The sequence below is a fragment of the Butyricimonas muris genome, from assembly GCF_046365375.1.
Lineage (GTDB): Bacteria > Bacteroidota > Bacteroidia > Bacteroidales > Marinifilaceae > Butyricimonas > Butyricimonas muris.
Genome location: NZ_JBKEIT010000004.1, coordinates 330,409 through 356,582 on the forward strand (window position 1 = coordinate 330,409; position 26,174 = coordinate 356,582).

The following is a 26,174-nucleotide window of genomic DNA, read 5'->3' on the forward strand; positions in this document are numbered from 1 at the left end:
ACTTTATAAACTTTAATTATTATCTTTGCAGTTCAAAAGTAAATATAACCCTTAAAAGTATATAAGAATGAGTCTTGCAGAATTAAGCGAACAGGAAATTATTCGCCGGAACTCTTTGAACGAGTTGAAGAATTTGGGAATTAATGCCTATCCGGCACCGGAATTTAAAGTAACTCACCTTTCTAAAGAGATTCTTGATAAATTTGAAAAATCACCGGAGGAATTGCAGGAAGTTGTGATTGCCGGGCGAATGATGAGTCGACGCATCATGGGTAAGGCTTCATTTTTTGAATTACAAGACGCCGAGGGTAGGATTCAGGTCTACGTGAGTCGGGATGATGTGAGTCGGGATGAAGCTTGCACGATGTATAACACGGTATTCAAAAAGTTGATGGATATCGGGGATATCGTTGGAGTGAAAGGGTTCGCGTTCCGCACGAATATGGGAGAGATTTCCGTGCACGCGAAAGAGCTGGTGATGTTGTCCAAGTCCTTGCGTCCGCTTCCGATCGTGAAAGAGAAAGACGGGAAGGTTTTTGATGCTTTTACCGATCCGGAATTGCGTTATCGTCAACGTTATTTGGATTTAATTGTGAACCCGCAGGTGAAGGATGTTTTTATCAAGCGGACGAAGATGATCAACGCTATCCGGCAGTTCTACACGGAAATGGGATGTCTGGAGGTGGAAACTCCCGTGTTGCAAGCGATACCGGGCGGTGCTTCAGCACGTCCTTTTATCACGCATCATAATGCATTGGATATCCCGTTTTATTTGAGAATCGCCAACGAGTTGTACTTGAAACGTCTGATCGTGGGGGGATTTAACGGCGTGTTCGAGTTTTCGCGGAATTTTCGGAATGAAGGTATGGACCGTACACATAACCCGGAATTTACTTGTATGGAGGTGTACGTGCCTTATAAGGATTATTTATGGATGATGGATTCCACGGAGCGCATGATTGAAGCTGCCGCTATTGCCGTGAACGGAACTACAAAAGCCGTTTTCGGGGAGAATGAAGTGGATTTCAAACCACCTTTCAAGCGGGTGAAGATGTCCGAGGCAATCATGGAATATACCGGGTTTGATATTACCGGCAAGAGCGAGGACGAGATACGTGAGTTTTGTTTGTCTATCGGTTTAAAGGTAGATGAAACCATGGGGAAAGGAAAATTGATTGACGAGATATTCGGGGAGAAGTGCGAAGGGCATTATATCCAACCGACGTTTATTTATGACTATCCAGTAGAGATGTCCCCGTTGACTAAAATGCATCGTAATGATCCGGGATTGACGGAACGTTTCGAGTTGTTCGTGAACGGGAAAGAGGTGGCTAATGCTTATTCCGAGTTGAATGACCCGATCGACCAGTTGAATCGGTTCAAGGATCAGTTGGCTCTTCAAGAGAGAGGGGACGACGAGGCGATGTTCATCGATTATGATTTCGTGCGTGCGCTAGAATACGGGATGCCGCCGACTTCCGGCATGGGTATCGGTATCGACCGTTTGTGCATGTTCTTGACCAATAGCCTGTCTATCCAAGATGTGTTGCTTTTCCCGCAGATGAAGCCGGAAAAGGTGGTCGTGAACGATCCGGACGAGAAGTTTATCGAGTTGGGTATTCCTGCCGACTGGGTACAAGTGGTGCGCAAGGCCGGATTCCAGACCGTAGAGGCTTTGAAAACGGTGGAAAATCCGAACAAGTTGCATCAAGAGTTGAGCGGCTTGAACAAGAAGATGAAATTAGGATTGAAGACTTTGTCACAGGACGAAGTAAAGGATTGGTTCAAATAAGTTCATAAAGTTTATAAGGTTCATAAGGTCTATAAAGTTTTTGTTTTTACCTTATGAACTTTATGAACTTTAAAAACTTTATAAACTATATGATATGGAAATAGTGGATAAACCGCGGATTGGTGTTGTGGGCGGAGGTAGTTGGGCTACCGCAATCGCGAAAATGCTGACAGAAAATAACGGGCATATCAATTGGTTCATGCGAAATATCGAATCGATTAAAGCCTTTAAAGTATTAAAACACAACCCGAGGTATCTGTGTGAAGTCGAGTTCGATTTGGACAAGATCACATTCACGGATGATTTGGACAAGCTGGTAATGAATTCCGACGTGATCGTGTTTGCCATTCCAAGCGCTTTCGTGAGAAATGTCGTGACTTCAAGATTGCAGATCCCCTTGAAAAATAAAGTGATTGTTTCCGCTATTAAAGGATTGATTCCGGATGAGAACTTGACTATCGGGGAGTTCTTTCATCAACAATATGAAGTGCCTTTGGAGCAGATCGTGATTATATCCGGACCTTGCCACTCGGAAGAGATAGCTTTGGAACGTTTGTCGTATCTCACGTTCGCGAGCCAGAATCTGAAAATAGCCCGGTTGGTGGCGCAATTGTTCGAGTGCTTTTACGTGAAGACCACGATATCCGATGATATTTACGGGACGGAGTACGGAGCCGTGTTGAAGAACGTGTTTGCTATCGCGGCGGGTATTTGTCACGGTTTACGTTACGGGGATAATTTTCAAGCCGTGCTGATATCCAATGCTATTCAGGAGATGGAACGTTTCGTGAACACGGTACATCCCATGCAGCGGGACATTAAGTTTTCGGCTTATCTGGGGGATTTACTCGTGACATCCTATTCGCAGTTTAGCCGGAACCGGACGTTCGGAACGATGATCGGGAAGGGCTATTCCGTGAAATCGGCTCAAATGGAGATGTTAATGATTGCCGAGGGATATTTCGGAGTGAAAGGTATTCACGAGATAAACGAAGAATTTAAGGTGCATATGCCGATCACCAATGCCGTGTATAACATTCTCTACGAGCGTATCAGTCCCACGATGGAGATCCGTTTGCTGACAGATGAACTGAGATAATTTTCAATTGTATGAGGTTTTGGAAGTGTGTACGAAAGGCCGTGCCCGTGGCAATGAAGACGTCGATGTGGTTTTTGAAAATCATGTTGCCGGTTTCTTTGTTCGTGACGTTGCTCTCGTATTTTAATATCCTGCCTTATATATCTTCTTTCGCGGCTCCCCTGTTCACGTTGATCGGATTGCCGGGAGATGCGGCTTTGGTTTTTGTGACCAGTATATTCACGAATATATACACGGTGATAGCGTTGCTTGCCACGTTGGATTTTTCCGTGAGGGAAAGCCTTATTATGGCGACCATGTGCTTGATCTCGCACAACTTTATCGTGGAAACCTTGGTGTTGCAGAAAACGGGATCTTCGGCAAGGGGAATGATATTCCTTCGCGTAGCGGGAAGTTTCGTGGCGGCTATCGTGTTAAATTGGATATTGCCGGAGATGGGTGGTCAGATGATGGCGGAAACGGCAGTCGCGATGAACTTGGGTGATACTTTAATCCATTGGTTGGAGAGTAGTTTGATGTTGTGCGTGAAGATCGTGTTGATGATTACCGGGTTGATGATATTGCAGCGGGTTTTGGAGGAATTTGGGGTGTTGAAGATTCTTTCCTCGATGTTATCGCCGTTGATGCGGGTGTTCGGGTTAAAACCGGATGTGGCATTCCTGTGGCTCGTGGGCAACACGGTTGGTCTGGCTTACGGTTCGGCAATTATGCTGGAATACGCCAAAGAAGGAAAACTGGCACATCAGGAAGCGGATTTGTTGAATTACCATTTGGCGATTTCCCATTCGCAACTGGAAGACCCTTTGTTGTTCGTGGTGATGGGGTTGCCTATAGGCTGGCTGATATTTCCCCGTGTCGTGTTGGCGATAATCGTGGTGTGGATTAGGCGGGGGATTTATGGTTTGCGGGCACACGCACATCCGGTCGTAAAAGTAGAAAACGTTAGTATATAAATATATGAAATATACCATAGAAGAGGTTTTAAACGAAAAGCAGGCAAAAGAATTTCTGGTTTTGCCGGTAGCCTTGTATAAGGATGACAAGAACTGGGTACGACCTTTGGATAGTGATATCACGAAAGTATTTGACAAGGATAAGAATCCTTTCTTTAAACACGGCGAATGTACTCGTTGGTTGCTTCGGGATGAAAGCGGGAAATGTGTCGGACGTGTGGCGTCATTTATCGACGAAGATACTTGCCGGTTAGATTCTTATACCGTGGGTGGTATGGGTTTTTTCGAATGTATTAACGATCAGGAAGCTGCTTTTATGTTGTTCGATCGTTGTCGTGCTTGGTTGGAAGAACGGGGGATGGAAGCTATGGAGGGACCGGAGAATTTCGGGGAACGTAATGAATGGTGGGGATTGTTGGTGGATGGTTTTAAACCGCCAGTATTCCAGATGCCGTACACGCACCCGTATTATGTACCGTTTTTCGAGAATTACGGGTTTCGCGATTACTTCAAGCAATATATTTATCGTACGCCGATGGTGATGGAGAGCCTCTCCGAAGTGGTGATTTGGAAATCCGAAAGGTTGTTGAAAAACGGAGATTATCGGATTATATCTTACCGGGAGATGACACCGGAACAAGCGAAATCTTCTTTTCTTACCATTTATAACAAGGCATGGAATATGGACGTGCATGGTGTGGCAGGCATGGAGAAAGAGCAAGTGGACGTGTTGTTCAAAACATTGAAGCCTGTATTGGATCCGGATTTGCTTTATTTCGCTCATTACAAAGGTGAACCGATAGGATTTTTTATCACGATTCCCGAATTGAATTATATCGTGAAGCACGTGAACGGGAAAATTAGCGGTCTAGGTATTTTAAAATTCTTGTATTATCGCTATCTAAAACCGGGACGTGTCGCCTTGGGATTGATATTCGGGGTTGCCGCGGAGTATCAAGGACGCGGGGTGGAGGCTGCCATGATTTATGCTTTCTGTAAAAGAATGATAGAGGATAAAAAACGATATGATTGGTTGGACTTGAGTTGGGTCGGTGATTTCAATCCCCAAATGATGCATTTGATGCACTATATCGGGGCGAAGCAATCCCAAACGTACATCACGTACCGGAAATTGTTCAGGGATGATATAGAATTTCATCGGTCAGCAGATAAAAAACAAATGAAATCATAAATCATAAATCGTAAATCATAAATCATAAATCGATATGTCTTGGTTAGGTGACCTGTTTTTCGGGCAAGGGGTTGCACATTCTGTTTTGATGTTCGCGATCGTCATCGCCTTGGGAATCGTGTTGGGCAAGGTGAAGGTTTGGGGAATTTCTTTGGGTATCACGTGGATTCTTTTCGTGGGAATTATCTGTAGTCATTTTGGAATGCAGGTAGACGGGCATATTTTGCATTTCGTACAGGAGTTCGGGTTAATCCTGTTCGTGTATTCGGTCGGGCTGCAAGTGGGACCGGGATTCTTTTCTTCTTTCCGGAAAGGAGGAATGACGTTAAACATGTTAGCGACGGGAATCGTGTTGCTGGGTGTTGTCACTACCTATATTATTCATGTTGTCACGGGACTGCCTATCACGACGATGGTTGGAGTCCTGTCCGGAGCCGTGACGAATACCCCGGGACTGGGAGCCGCGCAGCAGGCTTACATGGATGCTTCCGGGATGGAAGACCCGACGATTGCGTTGGGATATGCCGTTGCCTATCCGTTGGGTGTGGTCGGAATTATCTGTTCGATTATGTTGATGAGGGTGCTTTTCCGGGTGAATCTGGAAAAGGAAAATGAGGCGTTGGAACGGGAAGATACGGACAAAGGAAGCAATGCGCAACAGTTTTCCGTGCGGGTGACCAATCCTGCCTTGTTTGGAAAAGATTTGAAGGAAGTAACTCGTTTGATAAACCGGAAGTTTGTATTTTCCCGGGTTTATCACGAAGATGATAGTATTGAACTTGGTTCTTCCGAAACTTGTTTGAGTGCCGGGGATAAATTACTCGTGGTGGCGGCCTTGCAAGACATTGATGCTATCACGGCATTCTTGGGCGAAAGGGTTGAAGTCGAATGGGAGAAATTAGATAAAAAACTTGTATCCCGACGTATTGCTATCACGAAAGCCGCGGTGAACGGGAAAATGTTGGGTGAGATGAAGTTGAGGAATTGTTTCGGGGTGAACGTGACACGGGTGAATCGTGCGGGAGTGGATTTGGTGGCAAGACCGAATCTGCAATTGCAGATTGGTGACCGTTTGACGGTGGTGGGACCGGAGGCGGCTGTCAATAACGTGGCAAAGGTGTTGGGTAACTCTCTACGCCGTTTGCGCGAACCGAATTTGGTACCTATCTTCTTGGGTATATTTTTAGGTATTGTACTGGGAAGTATTCCGTTTACGTTCCCCGGAATCCCGCAACCCGTGAAACTGGGATTGGCGGGAGGTCCTTTGATTATTGCTATTCTGGTTAGCCGTTTCGGGCCTCAATACGGGTTGGTGACTTATACCACCATGAGTGCGAACTTGATGTTGCGTGAAGTGGGTATCGCTTTATTCCTTGCCAGCGTGGGATTGCGTGCGGGAAACGGTTTCGTGGAAACGATTATCAATCAAGGTGGTTATGCTTGGATAGGTTATGGTGTTATCATCACGCTGGTTCCTTTGATTATCATCGGAATCATAGCGCGAGCCGTGTATAAAGTCAACTATTTCACTTTAATGGGATTGATTGCCGGAAGTATGACAGACCCGCCAGCCTTGGCATATTCTAACGGTGTGGCGGGGAATGATGCGCCTTCGGTGAGTTATGCTACCGTGTACCCGCTCACGATGTTCTTGCGGGTATTGATGGCACAATTACTGATATTGCTGTTCGCTTAGGATTCCGCCCCCGATAACCCTATCGCCCCGGTAGAACGCCACGGGTTGTCCCGGGGCAACCGCCCACGCGGGAGAGGAGAGTTGCACGAGAAGCGAGTTGTCGGGGAGCGAGGAAATTTGAGCGTAGCCTTGTGGGTTTAGCCCTAATCCCCGTACTTTTATCTCAATGTCATTCGCCTTGATTTCTTCGGGGCAGATGAAATGAGAGTCTTTCACGACTAGGCGCGTACAATCGAGGGAAGATTTATCACCCGCGATAATCCGGTTTTCGAGGGGATTGATTCGTGCCACGTACTGGGGGCGACCGTCTTTCAACGGGATGCCTCTCTTTTGCCCAATCGTGTAGTTGCCGATGCCGTTATGTTCTCCTACTATTTGCCCCGTGTTGTCCATGATTATGCCGGGGGTGAAGCAGGCCGCGGAACCGGGTTGACGGGCAATAAAATCCCTGTAATCGCTCCCTTCGAGAAAGCAAATGCTCATGCTTTCCCGTTTATCTGCCATTTGCCGGAAATCGTGTTGTCGGGCGTATTCCTTCACTTCGGCTTTCGTGTAATCTCCCAATGGTGTGAGGGTACGGGAAAGGATGTCTTCCCGGACACCCCATAAAAAATAGGATTGGTCTTTGTTGGGATCAACCCCTTTGTGCACGTAATAATGTTTATCGTGAGGAAGAATTTTCACGTAATGCCCTGTCGCAATATGGTGAACTTGTAGTTCATCCGCGAATGAGCGCAAAAGTTCCCATTTGACAAAACTGTTGCAGATAGCGCAGGGATTCGGGGTAACACCGGAGAGGTATCCGCGGATAAATGGTGTGACAACCGTGTCTTGGAAGAGTTTCCGACCGTCAATCCGGTATAATTTTATTCCGGTTCGGGAGCAAAGTTCGTTTAGACTCTCCTCTTGTGACGGTTGTACCTGTGTATCCCATAACCGAAGATGAATACCAATCACTTCAAAACCTTGTTGTTGTAACAAGAGTGCGGTCACGAAGCTATCCACTCCACCACTCAGACCAACGATTATTTTTGTCATGCTTTCTTTGTTTATTGCACAAAAATAATCATTCTCCTGTTGTTTTTCTCGATTAATTTCTCTTATTTTGCAGCACGAAACACGGGAGTGGCTCAGTTGGTAGAGCATCGGTCTCCAAAACCGAGGGTCGGGAGTTCGAACCTCTCCTCCCGTGCAAAGAGGATGCCTTTTGAAGGTATCCTTTTTTGTCATTTATTAGTCATAATAAAAAGAACGGGAGAAGAATATGATAAAATTGGTGATTTTTGATCTGGACGGAACATTGTTGAATTCATTGGAAGATTTAGCCGCGAGTACGAATTATGCTTTGCGGCAGCATGGATATCCGGAGCATGAGTTACCGGCTTATCGTCATTTCGTGGGAAACGGGATAAATAAATTGTTGGAAAGAGCTTTGCCCGAAGCCGTTCGTACGGTAGAAAACGTGATGAAAATACGGGAAGACTTTGTGGCTTATTACTCTATTCATAAGGCAGATTTCACGGCTCCTTATGCCGGGATAGTCGATTTGCTGGGGGAGTTAAAACTGCGGGGTATGTTATTGGCTGTGGCTTCCAATAAGTATCATGCGGCGACGGTTGAGTTGATTCCCGAATATTTCGGGAAAGGAGTTTTCGATTTTGTATTCGGACAACGGGAGGGGATTCCCATTAAACCGGACCCAACAATAGTGTTCGATATTATCAAAGCGGCAGGGGTAAATAAAGATGAAGTACTTTATGTAGGTGATTCCGGGGTGGATATGCAGACGGCAGTGAATAGCGGCGTGACGTCTGTCGGGGTAACTTGGGGATTTAGGGAGCGGAAAGAATTACTGGAAAACGGGGCTTGCCATATCGCGGAACAGCCGTCAGATATATTGGTAATATTGAATGAAAACTGAAAATATATGCTAACTTTGCACTAAACATGGAGCGGCATGGTGCATAGCGGAAAAATATTATCATTGTATAAACAGGATGAAAAGGCGGCGATGCAGTTGCTTTTTGATGTTTATTACGAGCCTCTTCTATTGTATTGTTTTCGAATGATGCATGATACGGAAGAGGCTGAGGATATTGTGCAAGAATGTTTTGTCCACTTGTGGTTCTCTCGGCGGTTGCAGAATTTTAAAGGGGATTTGGAGCGGTTTATGTTTCAAGCCGTGAGATTTCGGGCGATAAATTATATTCGGGATAAGCATCGCCGGGATAAAATGCACGATGATTCATCCGTTGATGAATACATTTTGCCCGGAATCCTCCGTGAAGAGGAAGCTGGGCAAGAGATAGAATTGTTATATCGTATGATAAATCGTCTGCCGGACGAATGCCGAAAAATATTTTTGATGGCTTCTCTTGACGATATGAAATATCAAGAGATCGCGAGTACATTGCGTATCAGTATAAATACCGTGAAAACTCAAATGAAGATAGCGCTCCGATTTTTGCGGGAACATTTGAATAAGGAATCTTTTTCTTCCATTTTGCTTTTCTTCGTTGAAGAATGATTTACAGGTACGATTCTTCCGTGTATTCACGGGGAATTCTCCGTGTTTTCGCTACCTGCTATTGGATTATTATTCGATTGCTATTCGATTGCTATTTGAATAAAATCGTATAGTAATAGATTTATAATAGTATATAAACTTATTAATAGGTTGCCAAATCCCCGAGAATATAGGGAGAAATATGCGAGAAGTGTTGAGATGAATAGAGGGGGCGGAGAATTTTTTGCCAGTACTCATGAAAAAAGTTTATTTTCTTTTCACCCTAAATGAAAAGTGTGGTGATATATTAGTGAACAACCACTAATAATGGGTATGAAAGAGAATGAAATTGATAGGATATTGGCGGATCTGGTAGCGGGAGAGGATATTTCCGCGGAGGAGCGGCAAATCTTGGAAAGTTGGAAAGAGGCTTCCGGGGGAATTTCTCGTTTCGGGCGGGAGATTCAGGAAATAGCTTCTTCCGGTGCGAAGTTACATGGTCGGCGGAAGAGCGCATGCGTTTTTGAACAAGTGGAACAAATCGTGAGAAAACAACGGAGAGTCCGGTTCGTGCGGCACTTCTCGGTGGCGGCGGGTATTGCCTTGTGCTTGGGATTGACAGCCTATTTTATGCTTTTCCCTGGACGACAAACAAATGAATCGGTACAAGTGGTTGCCACGAGTATTATCCCGGGAGGGGCTCGGGCGGAGTTGGTATTGCCGCGGGGAGAGGTGGTTCGATTGGATACTGCCGCGAAAGTGGTGCTTACTGCTGATAGCGTGACTCCGCGAGTGATTAGTGATGGCAATACTTTGATTTACGATGCGGGAGAGAAGGGGGCACAAGTGGAATACCACACGATTCGGGTGCCCCGGGGCGGGGAATATAATTTGCAGTTGGCGGATGGCACGAAGGTTTACTTGAATGCGGGTTCCTCTTTGCGTTATCCCGTGCGGTTCACGGGGAAGCGGCGGGAAGTAACATTGAGCGGGGAGGGATATTTTGAAGTGGCGAAAGACTCGACCCAACCGTTTGTCGTGAGGGCGGGTGACGTGGACGTGCGAGTGCTGGGGACGGCATTCAACGTGAACGCTTACCCGGAGAAGGAAACTGTGGCAACAACTTTGGTTGAAGGGCGAGTACAAGTGAATTACAAGACGGGACAGCAAGTTATACAACCCGGAATGCAACTCGTGTACGATAAGCAGAACGGGAAGGTTGATGTGAGTGTGGTAGACACGGAGGTGTACACTTCTTGGAAAGACGGGTATTATTACTTCAAGCGGGAAGCTCTCGAGAATATTATGGATGTCCTTGTCCGATGGTATGATTTAACGGTTTTTTACCAAAATCAGGATTTGAAGCGTTTGGAATTCGGGGGACGTCTGAAGCGTTACGATGATATTAACTATCTGTTAAAGAAGATGGAAGAAACACGAGATGTTGAATTTGTAATAAAAGGAAACACGATAACCGTGAAAAGAAAAACAGATTGAAGACCTCGGAAATCTTCAACCTGTAATTAATCGAATATACTTTCCGACTCATTTGCACCGAAAGGAAAGTATATCATGTACAATTATAATCACAAAACTATGAAAAAAAGGCGAAACTGCGCTTGGCCATACTATTGGAAGTCATGGCGCAAAATGTTAATGTTTATGAAATTATTGAGTGCGTTATTATTTGGTGTGTGCATGTCAGTGAGTGCCAGTGTGCTGTCGCAAAACGCAAAAGTGACTGTTGACCTGCAAAACGTGACATTAACCACGGTGTTGGAAGAACTGGGTAAACAGTCGAAGTGTGATTTCTTTTATAATTACGCTTTGATGCAGGCGAAAGGTGTGGTGAGCGTGAAGGCTGAAAACCGGGAGCTCGTGAAAGTTTTGGAAGAGTTACTGCCCGGTTTGGGCCTCACGTTTACTTTCGACCGGAATGTTGTTGTTATCCGGGAGAAAATAAGTGACGAGAAGCCGAAATCCGTGCGAGTGAAAGGGTACGTGTACGACAAGCAGAAGCAATCCATGCCGGGTGTGACGGTGAAAGTGGCAGGATTGACGATAGGTACGTCTACGAATGCCAAGGGATGGTTTGCGTTGGATTTGCCTATGATAACCGGAACGTTAGAATTCACTTTTATCGGGTTTAAAAAGAAGACGATTGATTTTACGGAGAAAATGGCGAAGGACACGCTTCGCATCACGATGGAAGAAGATGTTCAAGAATTGGATGAAACGGTTGTCGTGGCTTTCGGTGAGCAGAAAAAGGAGAGTGTGGTCTCTGCAATTACCACTGTGCGCCCGATGGACTTGAAATCTTCCAATAGTGATTTGACTGCCAGTTTCGCGGGAAAGATTGCCGGTATCGTGGGTTGGCAGACGGGAGGTATTCCCGGAGCGTTGACTGAGGAGGAAATGAACACGAAATTCTATATCCGTGGTATCACTTCTTTCCAGACAGGAGCGAATATAGACCCGCTCATTTTACTTGATGGAGTGGAATCTTCGAAATTAGATTTGTCCCGAATCTCACCTGAGGATATCGAATCTTTTTCCGTGATGAAGGATGCTTCTGCCACGGCGATGTATGGTGCCCGGGGTGCGAACGGTGTAATCCTCGTAACGACCAAGAAAGGGGAGGCGGGAAATGTTTATACCTCCGTGCGTTACGAGGCGGTGATGTCTATGCCGACCCGGGAGATCGACGTGGTGAGTCCCGTGGATTACATGAAATTGTACAACGAGGCAAAACGTAGTCGCGATCCGAATGCCGCACCGGAGTATTCCGTGTTGGACATCAGTCGAAGGGAATCCAAAAATTATCCCTCTTGGGTGTATCCCGCCAACGATTGGTACAGCATTTTGTTCAAGGATTACAATGTCAACCATCGTTTGGGTGTGAATATCCGGGGAGGTTCCCGCGTGATGCAATACTATTCTTCCGTGAATTACGTGAGGGATATGGGGATGTTGAAGACCGACAGGTTGAATGAGTTTGACGTGAACATCAAGAATTCGACGCTCTCGTTTCGGGCAAATCTGAACGTGAACCTTCACCCGAATATCAAATTGTTATTGAATTCCGTGACCAACTGGGACAAATACCATGGACCGTTAACAGACGTGAGGGCGGCTTATGAATTGGCATTCAAGGCTAATCCAGTGCGATTTGCGCCTACTTACCCGGCAGATGAAACGTATAATTGGAAGCATATCCGATTTGGAAACTATGGTTCGGGGGGACCCAATGCTAATCCGTACGAGGCTATTCATATGGGATACGTAGATCGGAACCGATATTCTGTGACTAACAAATTGGAATATATCCATAATCTTTCATCTTTACTCAAAGGGCTGGAAGTACGCGGGAGTGTGTCGCTTGCCAACGTGGGGTACTATTACCTTCCGTATCAAACAAAACCTTTCGAGTATGAATTGAGAAAATATGACGAAGGAACCGGTAAGCACACGTTGTATGCATTGAACGGGAATGATGCCAAACGGACAATAGAAATGGGCGACAAGGAGCATACTTCCGAAACCCAATTGACATGGGAATTGCGGGCTCTCCACACGGCGGCATGGGGTGACCACCAAACTAGTCTGACAGCGGTGTTTAACGCTTTGGAGGCATCAAGTTCTGCCCCGGATGATTTTTTAAATTCCGTGGAAAGACGGAATATGGGTTTTTCTATGCGGGGTACTTACGGTTTTAAAGACCGCTATTTTGCAGAAGCTAGTTTCGGGTATAACGGTTCCGAGCGTTTTGCACGGAAAAACAAAGTGGGATTCTTCCCTGCTGGTGGTGTGGCTTGGGTGGCTTCCAGTGAACCATGGATGATGAGTACTTCCAATTGGTTGTCTTTCTTGAAATTCCGCCTCTCTTACGGTAAGGTGGGAAATGATGGGATCATTAATGAGCCGCGTTTCGTGCATTTGGAGCAGGTTACGCACTCGAATTCGCTTCAATCTCTTCGTCCCGGGGTGGATCATGCGTCAGGATGGAATGTTAAAGTTTATGCAAACGAAGATATAAAATGGGAGATCGCCGAACAAGTGAACTTGGGATTGGAAGTGAAGTTATTCAACGGTATTGGAGAATTCACGGTGGATATTTACCAACAAGTGCGCCATAATATTTTGGATTATCGTAGGACGATACCTGCTAATATCGGTATTCAAAGTTTTCAGTTGACAAATATCGGTAAAGCCCGTTCTCGGGGATTGGATTTTTCCGGCAAGATACAGCATGCTTTTTCTCCGGACTTCTGGATTATTTTGAATGGGACTTTCACTTATAATAAGGCTATTTTCTTGGAACTGGACGAAGCAACTGATAAACCCAAGTGGCAGAGTAAAATCGGGCACGAGCTGTCTCAGGCGGTTGGATATATCGATCAGGGATTGTTCCGTGACGAGATGGAGATTGCTAATGCGGCCCATCAAGACGGGGATGTGATGCCGGGTGATATTCGTTATCGGGATATCGATGGGAATGGTACTATTGACATTAATGATGCCGTGCATATCGGTTTTCCGGAAACACCGCGGATTACTTACGGTTTTGGCGGATTTGTCAATTACAAAAATATTGAATTCTCTTTCTCGTTCCAAGGTTCCGGGCGTCGCGGTTTTTTTATTAATCCCAAGAATGTTTCACCTTTTTATGCCGGTACGGTACTTCAGGCAATTGCCGATGACCATTGGACGGTAGATAATATGAGTACACGTCCTTTGTGGCCGCGATTGTCCCCGAATAGTATCACGCACCATAATCCCCAAGAGAATTGGTATAATTACAATACGGGAGCCTACAAGAGTACTTATTTCATGCGAGAGTGTAGTTTCCTGCGTTGCACGGGATTGGAATTGGCGTATAATCTGCCTGACAGGATAAAAAACAAATTGCGAATGCAGAACTTGAAAGTGTTTGTGCGGGCAAACAACCCGTTTATCATCTCTAATTTTGATTTATGGGACGTGGAGTTGGGCGAGAACGGTTTCAATTACCCAATACAAAAAACCTATGCCGTGGGATTGAATTTTAGTTTCTAATGTTAAATGTATTATGATATATGAAAAAGCTATTATGTACTGTCGGCCTTTCCGTTTTGCTTTGGTGCGGATGCAAGGACTATCTGGATATCGTGCCGGAAGGCGATGTTGACACGATTGAAACTATTTTTGAACAGCGAAGTCAGGTGCTCGAATGGGTAGAAACTTGCTATTCGTGGATTCCGGGTATGGCAAATATTCCGAATAATATCGGGTTAACCGGGGCGGACGAATTGGTGGCAAACGATTATTTGCGTTTATATAGAAGATATCCATTCAACTCCTTGTTTATAGGGGATGGACTGCAATCAGCCTCTAACCCGTATTGTGGAAAATGGGAAAATACCAGTTTTTATGCTGCCATCCGTTATTGCAATACGCTCTTCGAACATATCGGGGAGACACACAATATGCAGGAAGAGGAGAAAGCCCAATGGGTGGCAGAGGTAAAGGCTGTAAAGGCATTTTATTATTTTGAATTGATTCGTATGTACGGGTCTATTATCTTGATTCCGCAGAATATAGACGTGACGGCTTCCACTGAAGAGATGAAATTTCCTCGAAGTCATGTGGATACATGTTTCAACGAGGTGGTTCGCCTATTGGATGAGGCGATACCGGTGTTGTATGCTTATAACCAGAAGGAGTTGTCGCGGCGAGGTTATTTCACCAAGGAATCTGCTTTGGCATTGAAGGCGAAAGCGTTGGTGTATCAGGCGTCCGACTTATTTAATGGTAATGAGTTCTATGCGGATTTTACGAATAAAAACGGAGAATTGCTTTTCAGTAAAGTGAAAGACAAGGAAAAATGGCGGCGTGCAGCAGAGGCTTGTGATGAGGCTGTCCGTGTTTGCGAGCAATACGGTTGGGCACTGAAACAGGGCACTTCAGGGAAAGCAACAAATTTATTGAATGTTATGACAGACGTGGAGAATTCTGTATTGATGGATTCTTATGATGAGGTTGGAGAGATTCTTTTTCAGTCAAAAATGCCAAATACAGACCCGTACATAGAAAATCATTTGTACAGTTATATTCTTCCTCGTTTGGAAACGGATTGGAATCATCGGAACGATAAATTGTTAGGTTGTCTTTCTCCTTCCTTGAAGATGGTGGAAATGTATTACACGGAGAACGGGTTGCCGATAGACATGGATAAAAATTGGATGTTTGATGATCGTTACCAAATGGGACGGGAAACCGATATGACCGTTTACACGAAGGTTATTCCCGAGGGAACCGATGTATTGAACCTGCATTTGCGGCGTGAACCCCGTTTTTATGCTTGTATTGCGGCTGACCGTACTTATTGGCAGCGGGGAGGAGAGAAAGTGAATGCTTGGGATGCTGATAATAATTTGTTGGTGCAAGCTTACCGGGGTGAGAAATTCGGATCGGTTTATGCTTCTATTGTTACACAGACGGCTCAAAATCAAAGCGGGTATTGGCTGAAAAAACATACCTATTCGGATATTCGGACTAATCAATACCCGCAGAATGTTCAAACGAAAGCAAACGCTCCTTTCCCCTTATTGCGTTTGGCGGAATTGTACCTGATGCAGGCGGAGGCATGGAACGAGTATTTGGATGAGCCGGATAATCGGGTGTACGATCCTATCGACAAAGTACGGGAACGGGCTGGTATTCCTGATGTTCGGAAAGCTTGGACGGAATACAGCACACACCCGGAAATGGTGACGACAAAAATGGGTATGCGCACGATTATTCGTCGGGAAACAAATATAGAATTAGCTTTCGAGGGGCACCGTTTTTGGAATCTTCGTCGTTGGAAGATTGCCCATGAGGAATTGAATGAGCCTCTGTACGGTTGGAATGTGTTGGGAGAGGATGCCGAGACGTTCTATAATCACGGGGAGCCTGTGATTGTATGGCGTAAACGAGGATTTTCTGCTCCGAAGGATTATCTTTTCCCCATTCGTAGCGAGGAAGCACAAGTGTCCGGTGTGGTACAGAATCCGGGATGGTAAATGAATTTAAAATTTGAAGTGATATGAAAAATTCAATATTGATATTATTGCTGATATTCGGGTTGTTCGCGTGCGACGACGACGAGACTCGTTTGGATGTTTCTATTCCTGAAGATAGTATTTGGTTTACTCCGGTAAACGGAGGGGCGGTAATGCATTACAATATCCCCGGTCCCACGGATATTTATGCCGTGCGGGCACGTTACACGGATGCACAAGGAAAAATGATGGAGGTATCTTCCAGTGTTTTCGTTGATACACTTTCCCTTTTAGGATTTAATGAGGCCCGGGAGAATGTCCCGGTGGAAATCGTGTTCACGAATAAAAACAACGTGGAGTCGGAGCCTATACACCGTACGTTTAGCACCTTGGTTTCCGGTCCGTATGCTTTTCTCGATAACGTGGAGATTGAAGAAGCTTGGAACGGGGTGTATTTGCGTTCCAATTACACGGGAGAAGTGACGGGGCTGGTCAACGTGTACTACGTGGGACTAAATGCTTATACCCAGAAAATGGATACTTTGTTCGCGGATCACATGACGATAACGAGTGGAGAAAGTGAACAGTTTTTCGAAATAAACTTTGATGATGAGGAAAATACTGTTATCGTGGAAGCGGAAGATTACAGGGGATACATTGCGCATAAGCGGATTTGGAAGGGAATAAAAGGTTATGCTTCGGAACAATTGCCTGCTTCCGAGTTCGAGGTGACAGATCCGGGGAATTGGAGTTTGGAGGATCCAACTCAGAAATTAGGTATTCAATACCTGACGGATGGAGACATCAAAGGTGCTACCCGTCTGGCAAACGGTAAATCTGCGGAATTTTTCACGTATTGTACTAAAAACGGTGCTATGGGAAGTTATGTGCTGGTCGACATGAAACAGTCCCGTGTAGCGGCTTCCGTGCGTTTGTATTTGTTTTTTAGCATGAATGATGCCGGTATATATACGTATGGCCCATTTAATCAAAATTATAATGACAGGTTGCCATGTGATATCAAGATATACGCCTCGAATGATGCTAATGATGATGCCGGTTGGGTGTTATTGGGAAATTATTACACGAATCCGAATGAACCTGCTGCCAACGGATGGGGAAATAGTTATGTGGGTCCTTTGAAAACTAAAGAACAAATGGATGCTATTGATCCGCGTTATTGCGAGGTGGTTTTCAAATTGAGCGAGGACACGTACCGATTTTTGAAAGTACAGGTAGATGATGTGTTTAACACGAATCCGATTTTCTCCAATATGAATGAGAATGTGTCCTACCATGAATTGGAAGTTTACGTGAAAAAAGAGAATTAAATTATGAAGCAGATATATTTATTATTAGGCATCGTACTTCTTGCTTTGGTTGGGTGCCGCGAAAGTTTGGAAGACACGATTAGCGATTATACCGGAGACGGACCGGTTCGCTACGTGGGTATGTGTTCGAACGTGACCGTGGAGTCCGGTTGGAAACGTCTGACTGTAAAATGGAAAAATAGCTTGGATCCTAATGTAGTGGAGAATAAGGTCACTTGTTCTGCGGGTTCTTACGTGTTCGATACGGTGGTGCCGGCAGCAGTAGAAGAATGTGTGATCCGTGGGTTGGAGGATGCTTCTTACGAGATTACTGTGAGAGCTATTGACGATAAAGGGAATGCTTCGTTGACAACGAATGAGGTGAAATATGGTCGGCCATACACGGACAATCACGAAGAGGTGATCGGATTTACTCGCGGGATCATGAAACACTTTTTCGTGAAAAACAATTTGGTATTGTTTTACGGGACATGGAATGCAAATATTGAGCGTTTCTGGTTGGAATACACGGGTACGGACAACGTGAAACGGGAGCATGAATTGAATGCAGCCGAATTTGCGAAGAAGTTTGTTCTCGTGGAAGATGTGCAGGTTGGAAAGCCCGTCGTGTTAAAACGGCGTGGACGGTTGGCGAATTGCCCTGACGAGATTGCTTTTGCGGATTACACGTTGCCACATGAACCGACGTTACTTTCCGATTTCAAATTGGCGATGCGTGAACGTTACGGGGAAACTGATTTTAAGGCTGATTTTTTGAACCGGACGGAATTGGAGTTGGATTATGACCTTGTTTCTTTGGAGGATATTTTGGCATTCCCGAATCTCACGAAGTTGGTATTGGGTAAAAATCGGTATATGACTAGTGACAAGATGACGAATTCCAGCGAATTATCCGATTCGAAAAGGGCATTGAGCCTTTTTTGCCTTGATGTGGCGGGAAAATTTCTGCAGGGATTGGAGGTCGAGCGTTATAACACACATTATTTTCCCGAGGGTACGGCAGGAATCACGGACATGAAGGATGCGAATTTGGTAGATTTAGATGCGTTGACAACCTTGGATATGACGGGTTGGACGGTAAACTGTTCGCCGGAGGTACCGGGTTTCGATGGGAATAGTTTGTTGGACGATAATGCCAAGACAATTTGGAAACCTCTCCAGCATTCCGGTACTGCACGTACTTTTGAATTGACGGTTGATATGAAAAGTATTCGCTCGATAAATGGTTTGAAAGTGATGCAGGCCGATGTTGCCGGTGTTGATATTAACTTTTTACCGATAGGAGTGAAAATCCGCGTGTCCGGAAATGGGATAGATTGGCAAAACCCCACTTACGTGGAGGAAAATACTTTGGGAGGAGCCCCGGGAGAGGCCACCTTGATTCGGTTTAATCGGCAATATGATATTCGTTATATCCGGGTGATGGTGTCAGATCGCCGTTATCAAACGAGCAACCAAGCTAGTTTAGGAACTCTTTTGGGAGATATCGTTCCGTTTCAGGAATAATTGTTGAACAAATTAGGTAAAATAATGAATAAAATATTAGGAATAATCATGTTGGTCATGGGAGTATCCATGACCGGCATGGCACAGGAGGGGTTTAAAATTACCGCTCAAACCCAAGGTATGGCTGATGGGAAAATGTACTTGATATCGGATGCTGCCGATACGTTGGCGATAGCGGATATGGAGAACGGGGCTTTTGTCCTGACCGGGAAAGTCGACGTGGGGCAAGTGGCTTACATTATGACGGCAGATCGCAAGGGCGTAATTCCGGTGATGTTGGAAAATGCGGAGTTCAACGTGACGGCTAATGCGCAAATGGTGTACGTGGAAGGAGGGGCGATGCAGAGTCTTTACAATGATTTCCAGTCAATCAATGCCAGCTTGTTGCAGGAAAGAAAACGTTTGGAAAAAGAAATGCAGGCTGCCATGCAGGAACAAAACCAGATGAAAGCACAGGCGCTGAACCAGCAGTACGAGCAATTCATGAAGAGGGCACAAGAGGCGGAGATGAATCTTTTGAAAGCGAATAACAACACGTTCGTGGCGGCTTACGTTATTACTCAATCCATGCAGCAAGTGAGTCCTGAGTTTTTGAAAGAGAGGTATAATTTGTTAGGTGATGAGGCGAAGGCGTCTGCTTCGGGAATGGCGATAGCGGATATGATTGCCCGTTACGAGATGTTGGAACCGGGACACGTGGCACCTAATTTTATCACTCAAACGGTGGAAGGTGACACTATCTCTTTGCATGGCATCAAGGGGAAAGTGAAGATTTTGGACTTTTGGGCATCATGGTGTGCTCCTTGCCGTCAAGAAACCCCTAATCTGGTGAAATTGTACAAAAATTACCGGGGTAAGGGTTTGGAAATCTTTAGTGTTTCTCTTGATAAGCAACCACATGATTGGGCAAAAGCGATCTCCGAGGATGGCATGATATGGAAACATGGTATCGACCCGAATTCCCAGATTGCCGGTCTGTATTGTTTGAAAAGTATCCCTTGCATGATATTGTTGGACGAGAATAACCGTATCATCGCCAAAAATCTCCGCGGGGCACAACTCCAGAAAAAAGTAGCAGAATTGCTGAAAAAATAATAGTCTTTTTCTGATGAACTATTTGTGATGAGGTGTGTTTTTACACACCTCCCTTGCTAATATTGGGATGCGTGAAATATAAGAGTCGAAAAATTGTCCTATCTTTGCAAAGATGACATTAAAATGTAGTGTTATGATGAAATACCCGATAGGCATCCAGAGTTTTGACCAGATAATAGAAGACGGTTATGTTTATGTAGACAAGACCGATTTGGTTTATTCCCTTGTGAAAGAAGGGAAGATTTATTTTCTTAGTCGTCCCCGGCGTTTCGGGAAAAGTTTGTTGGTGTCCACGTTGAAGAATTATTTTCTGGGACGGAAGGAACTTTTCAAGGGACTGGCGATAGACGAGTTAGAAAAGGACTGGTTGGAGTATGCGGTGTTTCATATCGACTTCAACGGTAGTAATTTTCTGAAAGGTGGGACTTTGGAAAATGTGATCGATTCCTATATCTCGGGATGGGAGAAAGAATACGGAATCGTGGAAGAGGAAGGAACCGACCGGGGAATCCGTTTTATCCGCTTGCTGGAGCGGGTGCACTTGAAAACGGGGCGCCGTGTCGTGGTATTGATAGACGAGTACGACAAGCCTTTGCTCGACGTGTTGGACACGGGTATGGAAATCGATGTGGATGGCAACCGGATGCTGCTGGAAGAGTGGAATCGTGGTGTGTTGAAGGGATTCTACTCGGTATTCAAGGCTGCCGACGAGCATTTGCAATTTGTTTTCTTGACGGGTGTGACTAAATTCTCGCAGGTCAGCGTGTTCAGCGGTTTCAATCAACCGAAAGACATTAGCATGGATGGTCGTTACGAGGCACTTTGCGGTATCACGGGTGAAGAGTTGGAAAGTTATTTCGTGGAGCCGATAACGGAAATGTCTAAACTATATAGTTGTGATGTATCGAAGATGAAGCAATTATTGAAGCGACAGTATGACGGTTATCATTTTAGTCCGCGTATGGTGGATGTTTATAACCCGTTCAGTTTGCTGAACGCTTTTGGTTCGATGATGATACAGGACTACTGGTTCAGTAGTGGTACGCCGACCTATCTCGTTCGTCTGTTGCGTCACACGAATGAAGATTTGGACGAGTTGACGGGGCGTTACTACGAACCGCAAGAGTTTGTTGATTACAAGGCGGATGTTGAGAAGCCTTTGCCAATGATTTATCAGAGTGGCTACTTGACGATAAAAGATTATAATTGGGAAGATAACACTTTCCTGCTTGACTTCCCGAATAACGAGGTAAAGAAAGGTTTCGTGACGGTGGTCGCCAGGCGATTACTTTAAATCTGCCGTTGAGGCGGGTTCGTGGGTAAGGGAGGCTGTTGCAGCCTTGAAGAAAGGTGACTTGGAGAGATTCCGTCGCCTGTTAACCTCGTTTTTGAGCGATATTCCTTACACGATGCGTCGGAAGGAAAACGAGCGGGAGAAAGAGCGATATTTTCACTATACTTTTTACTTGATCTTGCGTCTTGTAAGTGTTTATACAGTCTACACGGAGAAAGAGCAGAGCGAAGGGCGGGTGGATTGTATCGTGGAAACAGACAAGTATATTTATATTTTTGAATTCAAACTGGACGGCAGTGCTGATGAAGCCCTTCATCAAATCGAGGAGAAGGGGTATGTCCGTCCATATCTAGATGATTCCCGTAAACTCTACCGTATTGGCGTGAGTTTCTCCTCGGAAACCGGCACCGTAGAGGATTGGAAAATGGTTGAATAAAGATATATGTTAGGCAAATGTGCGAGAATGCGGTATGAGGGGTGAAGCCTTAATACTTCTTGAATTTTGTTTGTACGCAACGTGAATTGGTGGACAAGAGGGAGGGCATGTTGCGACATGCCCTCGTATTTAATATTTGAATGAACTTCCACCCAGAAATTCTCGAAGAATCGAAGTGGGCGGGATTTCTCGAGTTGGTACCGTTTGCACGTACGAGAAGAATTTCAGCAAGCGGGTTGCTTTCGAGTGTTCCGGGTATTTTACCAGAACTTCTTCCAACAGGGGGACGGCTTGTTGTTTCAACGCACCGAGTTCGTACGCCAATGCCGAGTTGAACATGACATCTGCTTCTTCTTGATAGGGAACGATGTGTTTTTGTTCCCCGGAAAGGACGCTTTCCCATCTTTTCAGCGTATCCAAAGCCGAGTAACCGCGGTATTTGTGATCTCTGACCATGCGGCGAATCAAGCGATTGTCCGACGGGTTAATGATATTGTGATCATCGATAGAGATAGCGGTCAGAGCCGAGATAAATATCTTGAACAGACTCTCTTGCGGGAGATATTCGGTTAATTTAGGGTTCAACCCGTGGATTCCTTCCACGATAATCACGTTGTTCTTGGATATTTTTAATTTTTCACCATCATAGAAGCGTTGTCCAGTTTCGAACGAGAACTTGGGGATTTCGACTTCCTCGCCTCGCAACAGTCGAACGATATTGTCATTAAACGTGCTGATATCTAACGCGTCAATGGTTTCAAAATCATATTCGCCTTTTTCATCTTTAGGAGTTTGTTCCCGGTTCACGAAATAATTATCCAACGAGAGATTGACCGGCTTGATACCGTTTACCAGAAGTTGGATAGCCAGTCGTTTGCCGAAAGTCGTTTTCCCGGATGAAGAGGGACCGGCGATTAATATTACTTTTAGTTTTTTCCTTCTTTTCCGGATCATGTCGGCGATCAAAGAAATTTTCTTCTCGTGAAGCGCTTCGCTGACTTTAATCATTTCGCCGGCATGGCGGTGTTCGATGGCTTGATTCAAGTGCCCGATTTGCGAGACTTCCAGTACTTTACCCCAGCGCTTGAATTCGCTGAACGTGTTATATAGTTTTTCCTGCGGGTAATACGGAAGTATCTCGGTCGGGTTCATCCGGTCGGGAAGCAAAAGCAACATTCCGTCTTTATAGTCCATCAGATCGAATACTTTCAGGCATCCGGTAGAGGGAGCCAATGTCCCGTAGAAATAGTCGCACGTGCCGTCTATTGAATAAACAGAGGTGAATAGTTTACCCCGGGATGAAAGTAAGAGTTCCTTGTCTTTCAGTCCTTGGCGTTTAAATAATTTGATGGCTTCTTCCGTCGGGTATTCCGTTCGCGTGATTTCGTAGTCATGATCAATGATGCGTTGCATTTCCGCTTTGATCGTGTCGATCCGTTCACCCGTGAGGATGATGTCCTTGTTTGCCAGACGGCAGAATACCCCGTTGGAGAGTTGATACTCCACGATTAGGGTTTTCTTCCCGAAAAGATTGATTACCGCCTTGTAAAGTACGAACAACAGCGACCGCGTATACACGCTGTACCCGTCCAATGTAGTTACGTCTACAAAGTTGACGTATTTCGGGTTATATATTTCATAATGAAGGTCACGCACCTCGTTGTTGACCAAGGCACCCAATATGTTTTGGTGATTATCGGGGAACACGATTTTTTTGAATTCTTTCAAGCTGGAGCCTGTCGGAATCTGATAGGCTTCCTGTGTATTTTCACAAAATACAATTATTTTATTTTTTTCCATGTTTCGAGTCATTTATGTAATTCACATTGACAAAGATTGCAAATAACGTGCCGCAAACTTTATTTATATGCTTCCTTGTTTTCCGGGATCAATATATAGTAAGTTTTATGTTTTCCGTTTTTTAATGATGTTTGTCTGAGCCATGGGTTGAATCGTTTCAACGTTTTGTACGTGATCCCGTGTTCTTGGGCAAAGTCCGCCAAGTCCTTGATTGATTTGGTTACCTTGACTTGTGTTGTCGGCTCGATGGGGTATTTGATCCCCACGTGGAAGTTGTACAAGTGAGGGTTTTCCATGATCTGTTTCAGCGCCATCATGCGGTAGACGTAGCGACCCGTTTCTTCCCCCATTAGCAGGTCGTAGAAGTACTTCTCTTTCTGGCGGTCTATTTGTTTGGAGAGCATATTCATCCCTCCGTTGTAGGACGCGGCAGCCGCTGTCCACGAACCGAATTTCTCGTGTGCTTTTTTCAGGTAGGCACAAGCGGCACGGGTGGCCTTCTCGATATGGTAGCGTTCGTCCACGTCGTTCGTGACTTCAAGCCCGAGTTCTTTTGCCGTACCGCTCATCAATTGCCATATCCCGACGGCTCCCGCGTAAGATACCGCTAAGGGGTTGAGGCTGCTTTCAATGACGGCGAGGTATTTGAAATCGTTCGGTATGCCCTCTTCTTTTAAGATAGGTTCTATGATATGGAAATAGCGGGGGGCATTTTTAATTACCTGTATCGTGTGTGAATGAAGATTCGTGTTGACGATCAATTCTTTCTTGAATGCTTCAATCACGTCGATTCTTTCCAAGGGGACCCGTTCCCCCGCCAGATAGAATGTGTCGGGACAAAATACGTCTGACGGCAATAAGAAATGCGGTATATATTCCTCTTCTTCCGGTTCCTCAAACTCCTGCTTGTAGACGTAGTATCCGATTATGGCGCTGTTTATTAAGACTAGTATAGTCAAGAATGTTATTATAATATTTTTTTGCACGGCTAATGAATTTATATTTTTCGAATATACGGGTTTTTCCCTACTTTTTGTTGCAAAAATAGAGAAAAAGAGTTTATAAATCCTTTTACAGTTTTTTCTGTTGCCATTTCACGTATCTCAAGTAAAACCAAGAAACGATACCGATAAGCATGCCATAGGTGACCTCGACAGTCCACACGAATTCCACGTTAGCGTGCACGACGGTGGTAAGCAGCCATGTCTGGAATGTGTAGAACACGAGTACGAATGATTCGAGTATCAAGGCATGAGTCGTGTTACCCGTTCCGGATATGGCTTCAAAGAACGTGATCCCGAAGCAGAAGCTGAGCGCGGCTAATCCGACCACGTAAAGGGAAGGCATGGAGGCGGTAATCAGATCACTGCTGTTGGAGTAGATAGATAACACCTGTTGCGGGAAGATATAGCATATCAATAACACCGGAAGCACGCTTAGCATGGCGAGTTTCATGATCCGCCGCAAGGTAGGCATGATCTCCGGTTGCCGTTGTTCCCCGATGAGTCGGCTGGTAAGGGTATTGGCTGTCGCTCCGTAACCGAAGACGGGGATAAGTATCAGCATATAAACGCTACGGACGACGATCGTGATGGCGATAGGACGTTCGCCCATGTGCTCGATGAGCATGAAAAAGATGTACCATGTCCCGAAAGACAGTAGTTTTTGCAACATGGTGGGGAACGCTGTTTTAAGCACGGTCAGCATGAGCCATCCTTCCAGTTTGTGGAAGGAGAATAAGGCGTACTGTTTGATGGGGAGTTTCAGCAACGTGTAGAAAATAAAAATCAAGAACGCCGATATTTCAGCCATGACGGAGGCTAGGGCGGCTCCGCCGACTCCCATCTCGGGGAAACCGAATTTACCGAAGATCAACAGATAATTGAATACCACGTTGATCGTTGCCATAGCGGCAGTGGAGTAGCCTATGATTTTCGTGTTGGAGAGCCCGATATATAAAGCCCTGAACAAGAAGTTGAAGCACACGAATATAATCCCGTAATGGCGGTATGACATGTATTCCATCGCCGCCTCGTAGATATTGGGCGACTGTATGGAAGCTCCCAAGAGGACATCACTGAAATATCGTTGAATGAGGAATAGCGACGTGGATAGCAGAAACACGAAACATAACCCGTGCTCGAAAACAACCCCGATCCGGTTCAGACGTCCTTCTCCCAACCGCCGTGCCACGATGATCTGGATCCCGATGGAAAATCCCCATGCCAGCGTGGAAAACACGTAATAGTAGATTCCTGCCATGGCGGAAGCACCTAGGGCGATCTCGCTGACACGCCCCAGAAAGGCGGTGTCCGTTAAGGTAATGAGTGTTTGTGCCAAACTTCCAAGGATAATAGGGTAGGCTATATTCCAAACTGTTTTGTTCGTGATGACCGTCTTCATGTGTTCTTGTTTTGGCTGCAAAATTAACGGATAATCTTTATAAATTGCA

General features: G+C 45.3%; 17 protein-coding genes, 1 tRNA gene and 1 pseudogene. 15 read left to right on the forward strand and 4 right to left on the reverse strand.

All coding sequences use genetic code 11. The features are described 5' to 3' along the window. Positions 1 to 67 precede the first annotated feature (67 nt). The 5 genes from lysS to ACK8P8_RS09135 all read left to right on the forward strand — a co-directional run bounded on the left by lysS (position 68) and on the right by ACK8P8_RS09135 (position 6,732). Positions 68 to 1,792, forward strand: coding sequence for a lysine--tRNA ligase (gene lysS / locus ACK8P8_RS09115; RefSeq protein ID WP_186978065.1), 1,725 nt, complete (start codon positions 68 to 70; stop codon positions 1,790 to 1,792). 94 nt (positions 1,793 to 1,886) lie between these two features. Further along, entirely contained in the window at positions 1,887 to 2,891 is a 1,005-nt protein-coding gene (locus ACK8P8_RS09120) for an NAD(P)H-dependent glycerol-3-phosphate dehydrogenase (RefSeq protein ID WP_292265762.1), read from the forward strand. An 11-nt stretch (positions 2,892 to 2,902) separates the two neighbouring features. Beyond that, a complete protein-coding gene (locus tag ACK8P8_RS09125; protein WP_303179051.1) occupies positions 2,903 to 3,844 on the forward strand; it encodes a nucleoside recognition domain-containing protein in 942 nt (313 codons plus the stop codon). Between the two features lie 4 nt (positions 3,845 to 3,848). Continuing rightward, complete coding sequence (locus ACK8P8_RS09130; protein WP_099294741.1) at positions 3,849 to 5,036, forward strand: hypothetical protein; 1,188 nt, start codon at positions 3,849 to 3,851, stop codon at positions 5,034 to 5,036. 34 nt (positions 5,037 to 5,070) lie between these two features. Continuing rightward, positions 5,071 to 6,732 carry a putative transporter gene (locus tag ACK8P8_RS09135; RefSeq protein WP_369858968.1) on the forward strand — a complete coding sequence of 554 codons (1,662 nt, stop codon included), beginning with the start codon at positions 5,071 to 5,073 and terminating at the stop codon, positions 6,730 to 6,732. On the opposite strand, the gene mnmA is transcribed toward ACK8P8_RS09135, so the two are convergent. Next, entirely contained in the window at positions 6,709 to 7,770 is a 1,062-nt protein-coding gene (mnmA, locus tag ACK8P8_RS09140) for a tRNA 2-thiouridine(34) synthase MnmA (protein WP_186978061.1), read from the reverse strand. The two genes, ACK8P8_RS09135 and mnmA, sit on opposite strands and share 24 nt — an antisense overlap. 81 nt (positions 7,771 to 7,851) lie before the next feature. Here mnmA and ACK8P8_RS09145 point away from each other — a divergent pair. From ACK8P8_RS09145 to ACK8P8_RS09190, 10 genes and pseudogenes are all read left to right on the forward strand, one after another. Further along, positions 7,852 to 7,924 (forward strand) — tRNA-Trp (locus ACK8P8_RS09145). A gap of 72 nt (positions 7,925 to 7,996) precedes the next feature. Beyond that, the gene (locus ACK8P8_RS09150; protein WP_186978058.1) at positions 7,997 to 8,653 is read left to right on the forward strand and encodes an HAD family hydrolase; all 657 of its coding nucleotides are present in this window, start codon (positions 7,997 to 7,999) and stop codon (positions 8,651 to 8,653) included. Between the two features lie 36 nt (positions 8,654 to 8,689). Continuing rightward, the gene (locus ACK8P8_RS09155; RefSeq protein ID WP_186978055.1) at positions 8,690 to 9,259 is read left to right on the forward strand and encodes an RNA polymerase sigma factor; all 570 of its coding nucleotides are present in this window, start codon (positions 8,690 to 8,692) and stop codon (positions 9,257 to 9,259) included. Between the two features lie 312 nt (positions 9,260 to 9,571). Further along, positions 9,572 to 10,735, forward strand: coding sequence for a FecR family protein (locus tag ACK8P8_RS09160; RefSeq protein ID WP_186978053.1), 1,164 nt, complete (start codon positions 9,572 to 9,574; stop codon positions 10,733 to 10,735). A 159-nt stretch (positions 10,736 to 10,894) separates the two neighbouring features. Next, positions 10,895 to 14,293, forward strand: a complete 3,399-nt coding sequence (locus tag ACK8P8_RS09165) for a SusC/RagA family TonB-linked outer membrane protein (RefSeq protein WP_255469631.1) — start codon at positions 10,895 to 10,897, stop codon at positions 14,291 to 14,293. A gap of 20 nt (positions 14,294 to 14,313) precedes the next feature. After that, entirely contained in the window at positions 14,314 to 16,281 is a 1,968-nt protein-coding gene (locus ACK8P8_RS09170) for a RagB/SusD family nutrient uptake outer membrane protein (protein WP_186978049.1), read from the forward strand. Between the two features lie 23 nt (positions 16,282 to 16,304). Next, complete coding sequence (locus ACK8P8_RS09175; RefSeq protein WP_186978047.1) at positions 16,305 to 17,591, forward strand: DUF4959 domain-containing protein; 1,287 nt, start codon at positions 16,305 to 16,307, stop codon at positions 17,589 to 17,591. A 3-nt stretch (positions 17,592 to 17,594) separates the two neighbouring features. Then, positions 17,595 to 19,097, forward strand: coding sequence for a DUF4998 domain-containing protein (locus tag ACK8P8_RS09180; protein ID WP_186978044.1), 1,503 nt, complete (start codon positions 17,595 to 17,597; stop codon positions 19,095 to 19,097). Positions 19,098 to 19,121: 24 nt separating this feature from the next. Continuing rightward, positions 19,122 to 20,192 carry a redoxin domain-containing protein gene (locus ACK8P8_RS09185; protein ID WP_186978043.1) on the forward strand — a complete coding sequence of 357 codons (1,071 nt, stop codon included), beginning with the start codon at positions 19,122 to 19,124 and terminating at the stop codon, positions 20,190 to 20,192. Between the two features lie 136 nt (positions 20,193 to 20,328). Continuing rightward, positions 20,329 to 21,922 (forward strand): annotated as a pseudogene (locus ACK8P8_RS09190) (PD-(D/E)XK nuclease domain-containing ATP-binding protein). A gap of 129 nt (positions 21,923 to 22,051) precedes the next feature. Here the strand turns inward: ACK8P8_RS09190 and ACK8P8_RS09195 are convergent. From ACK8P8_RS09195 to ACK8P8_RS09205, 3 genes are all read right to left on the reverse strand, one after another. Continuing rightward, positions 22,052 to 23,722 carry a nucleoside kinase gene (locus ACK8P8_RS09195; RefSeq protein ID WP_369858967.1) on the reverse strand — a complete coding sequence of 557 codons (1,671 nt, stop codon included), beginning with the start codon at positions 23,720 to 23,722 and terminating at the stop codon, positions 22,052 to 22,054. A 59-nt stretch (positions 23,723 to 23,781) separates the two neighbouring features. Next, positions 23,782 to 24,681, reverse strand: coding sequence for a lytic transglycosylase domain-containing protein (locus tag ACK8P8_RS09200; RefSeq protein ID WP_369858966.1), 900 nt, complete (start codon positions 24,679 to 24,681; stop codon positions 23,782 to 23,784). 112 nt (positions 24,682 to 24,793) lie between these two features. Beyond that, entirely contained in the window at positions 24,794 to 26,125 is a 1,332-nt protein-coding gene (locus ACK8P8_RS09205) for an MATE family efflux transporter (protein WP_099294005.1), read from the reverse strand. Positions 26,126 to 26,174: the final 49 nt, after the last annotated feature.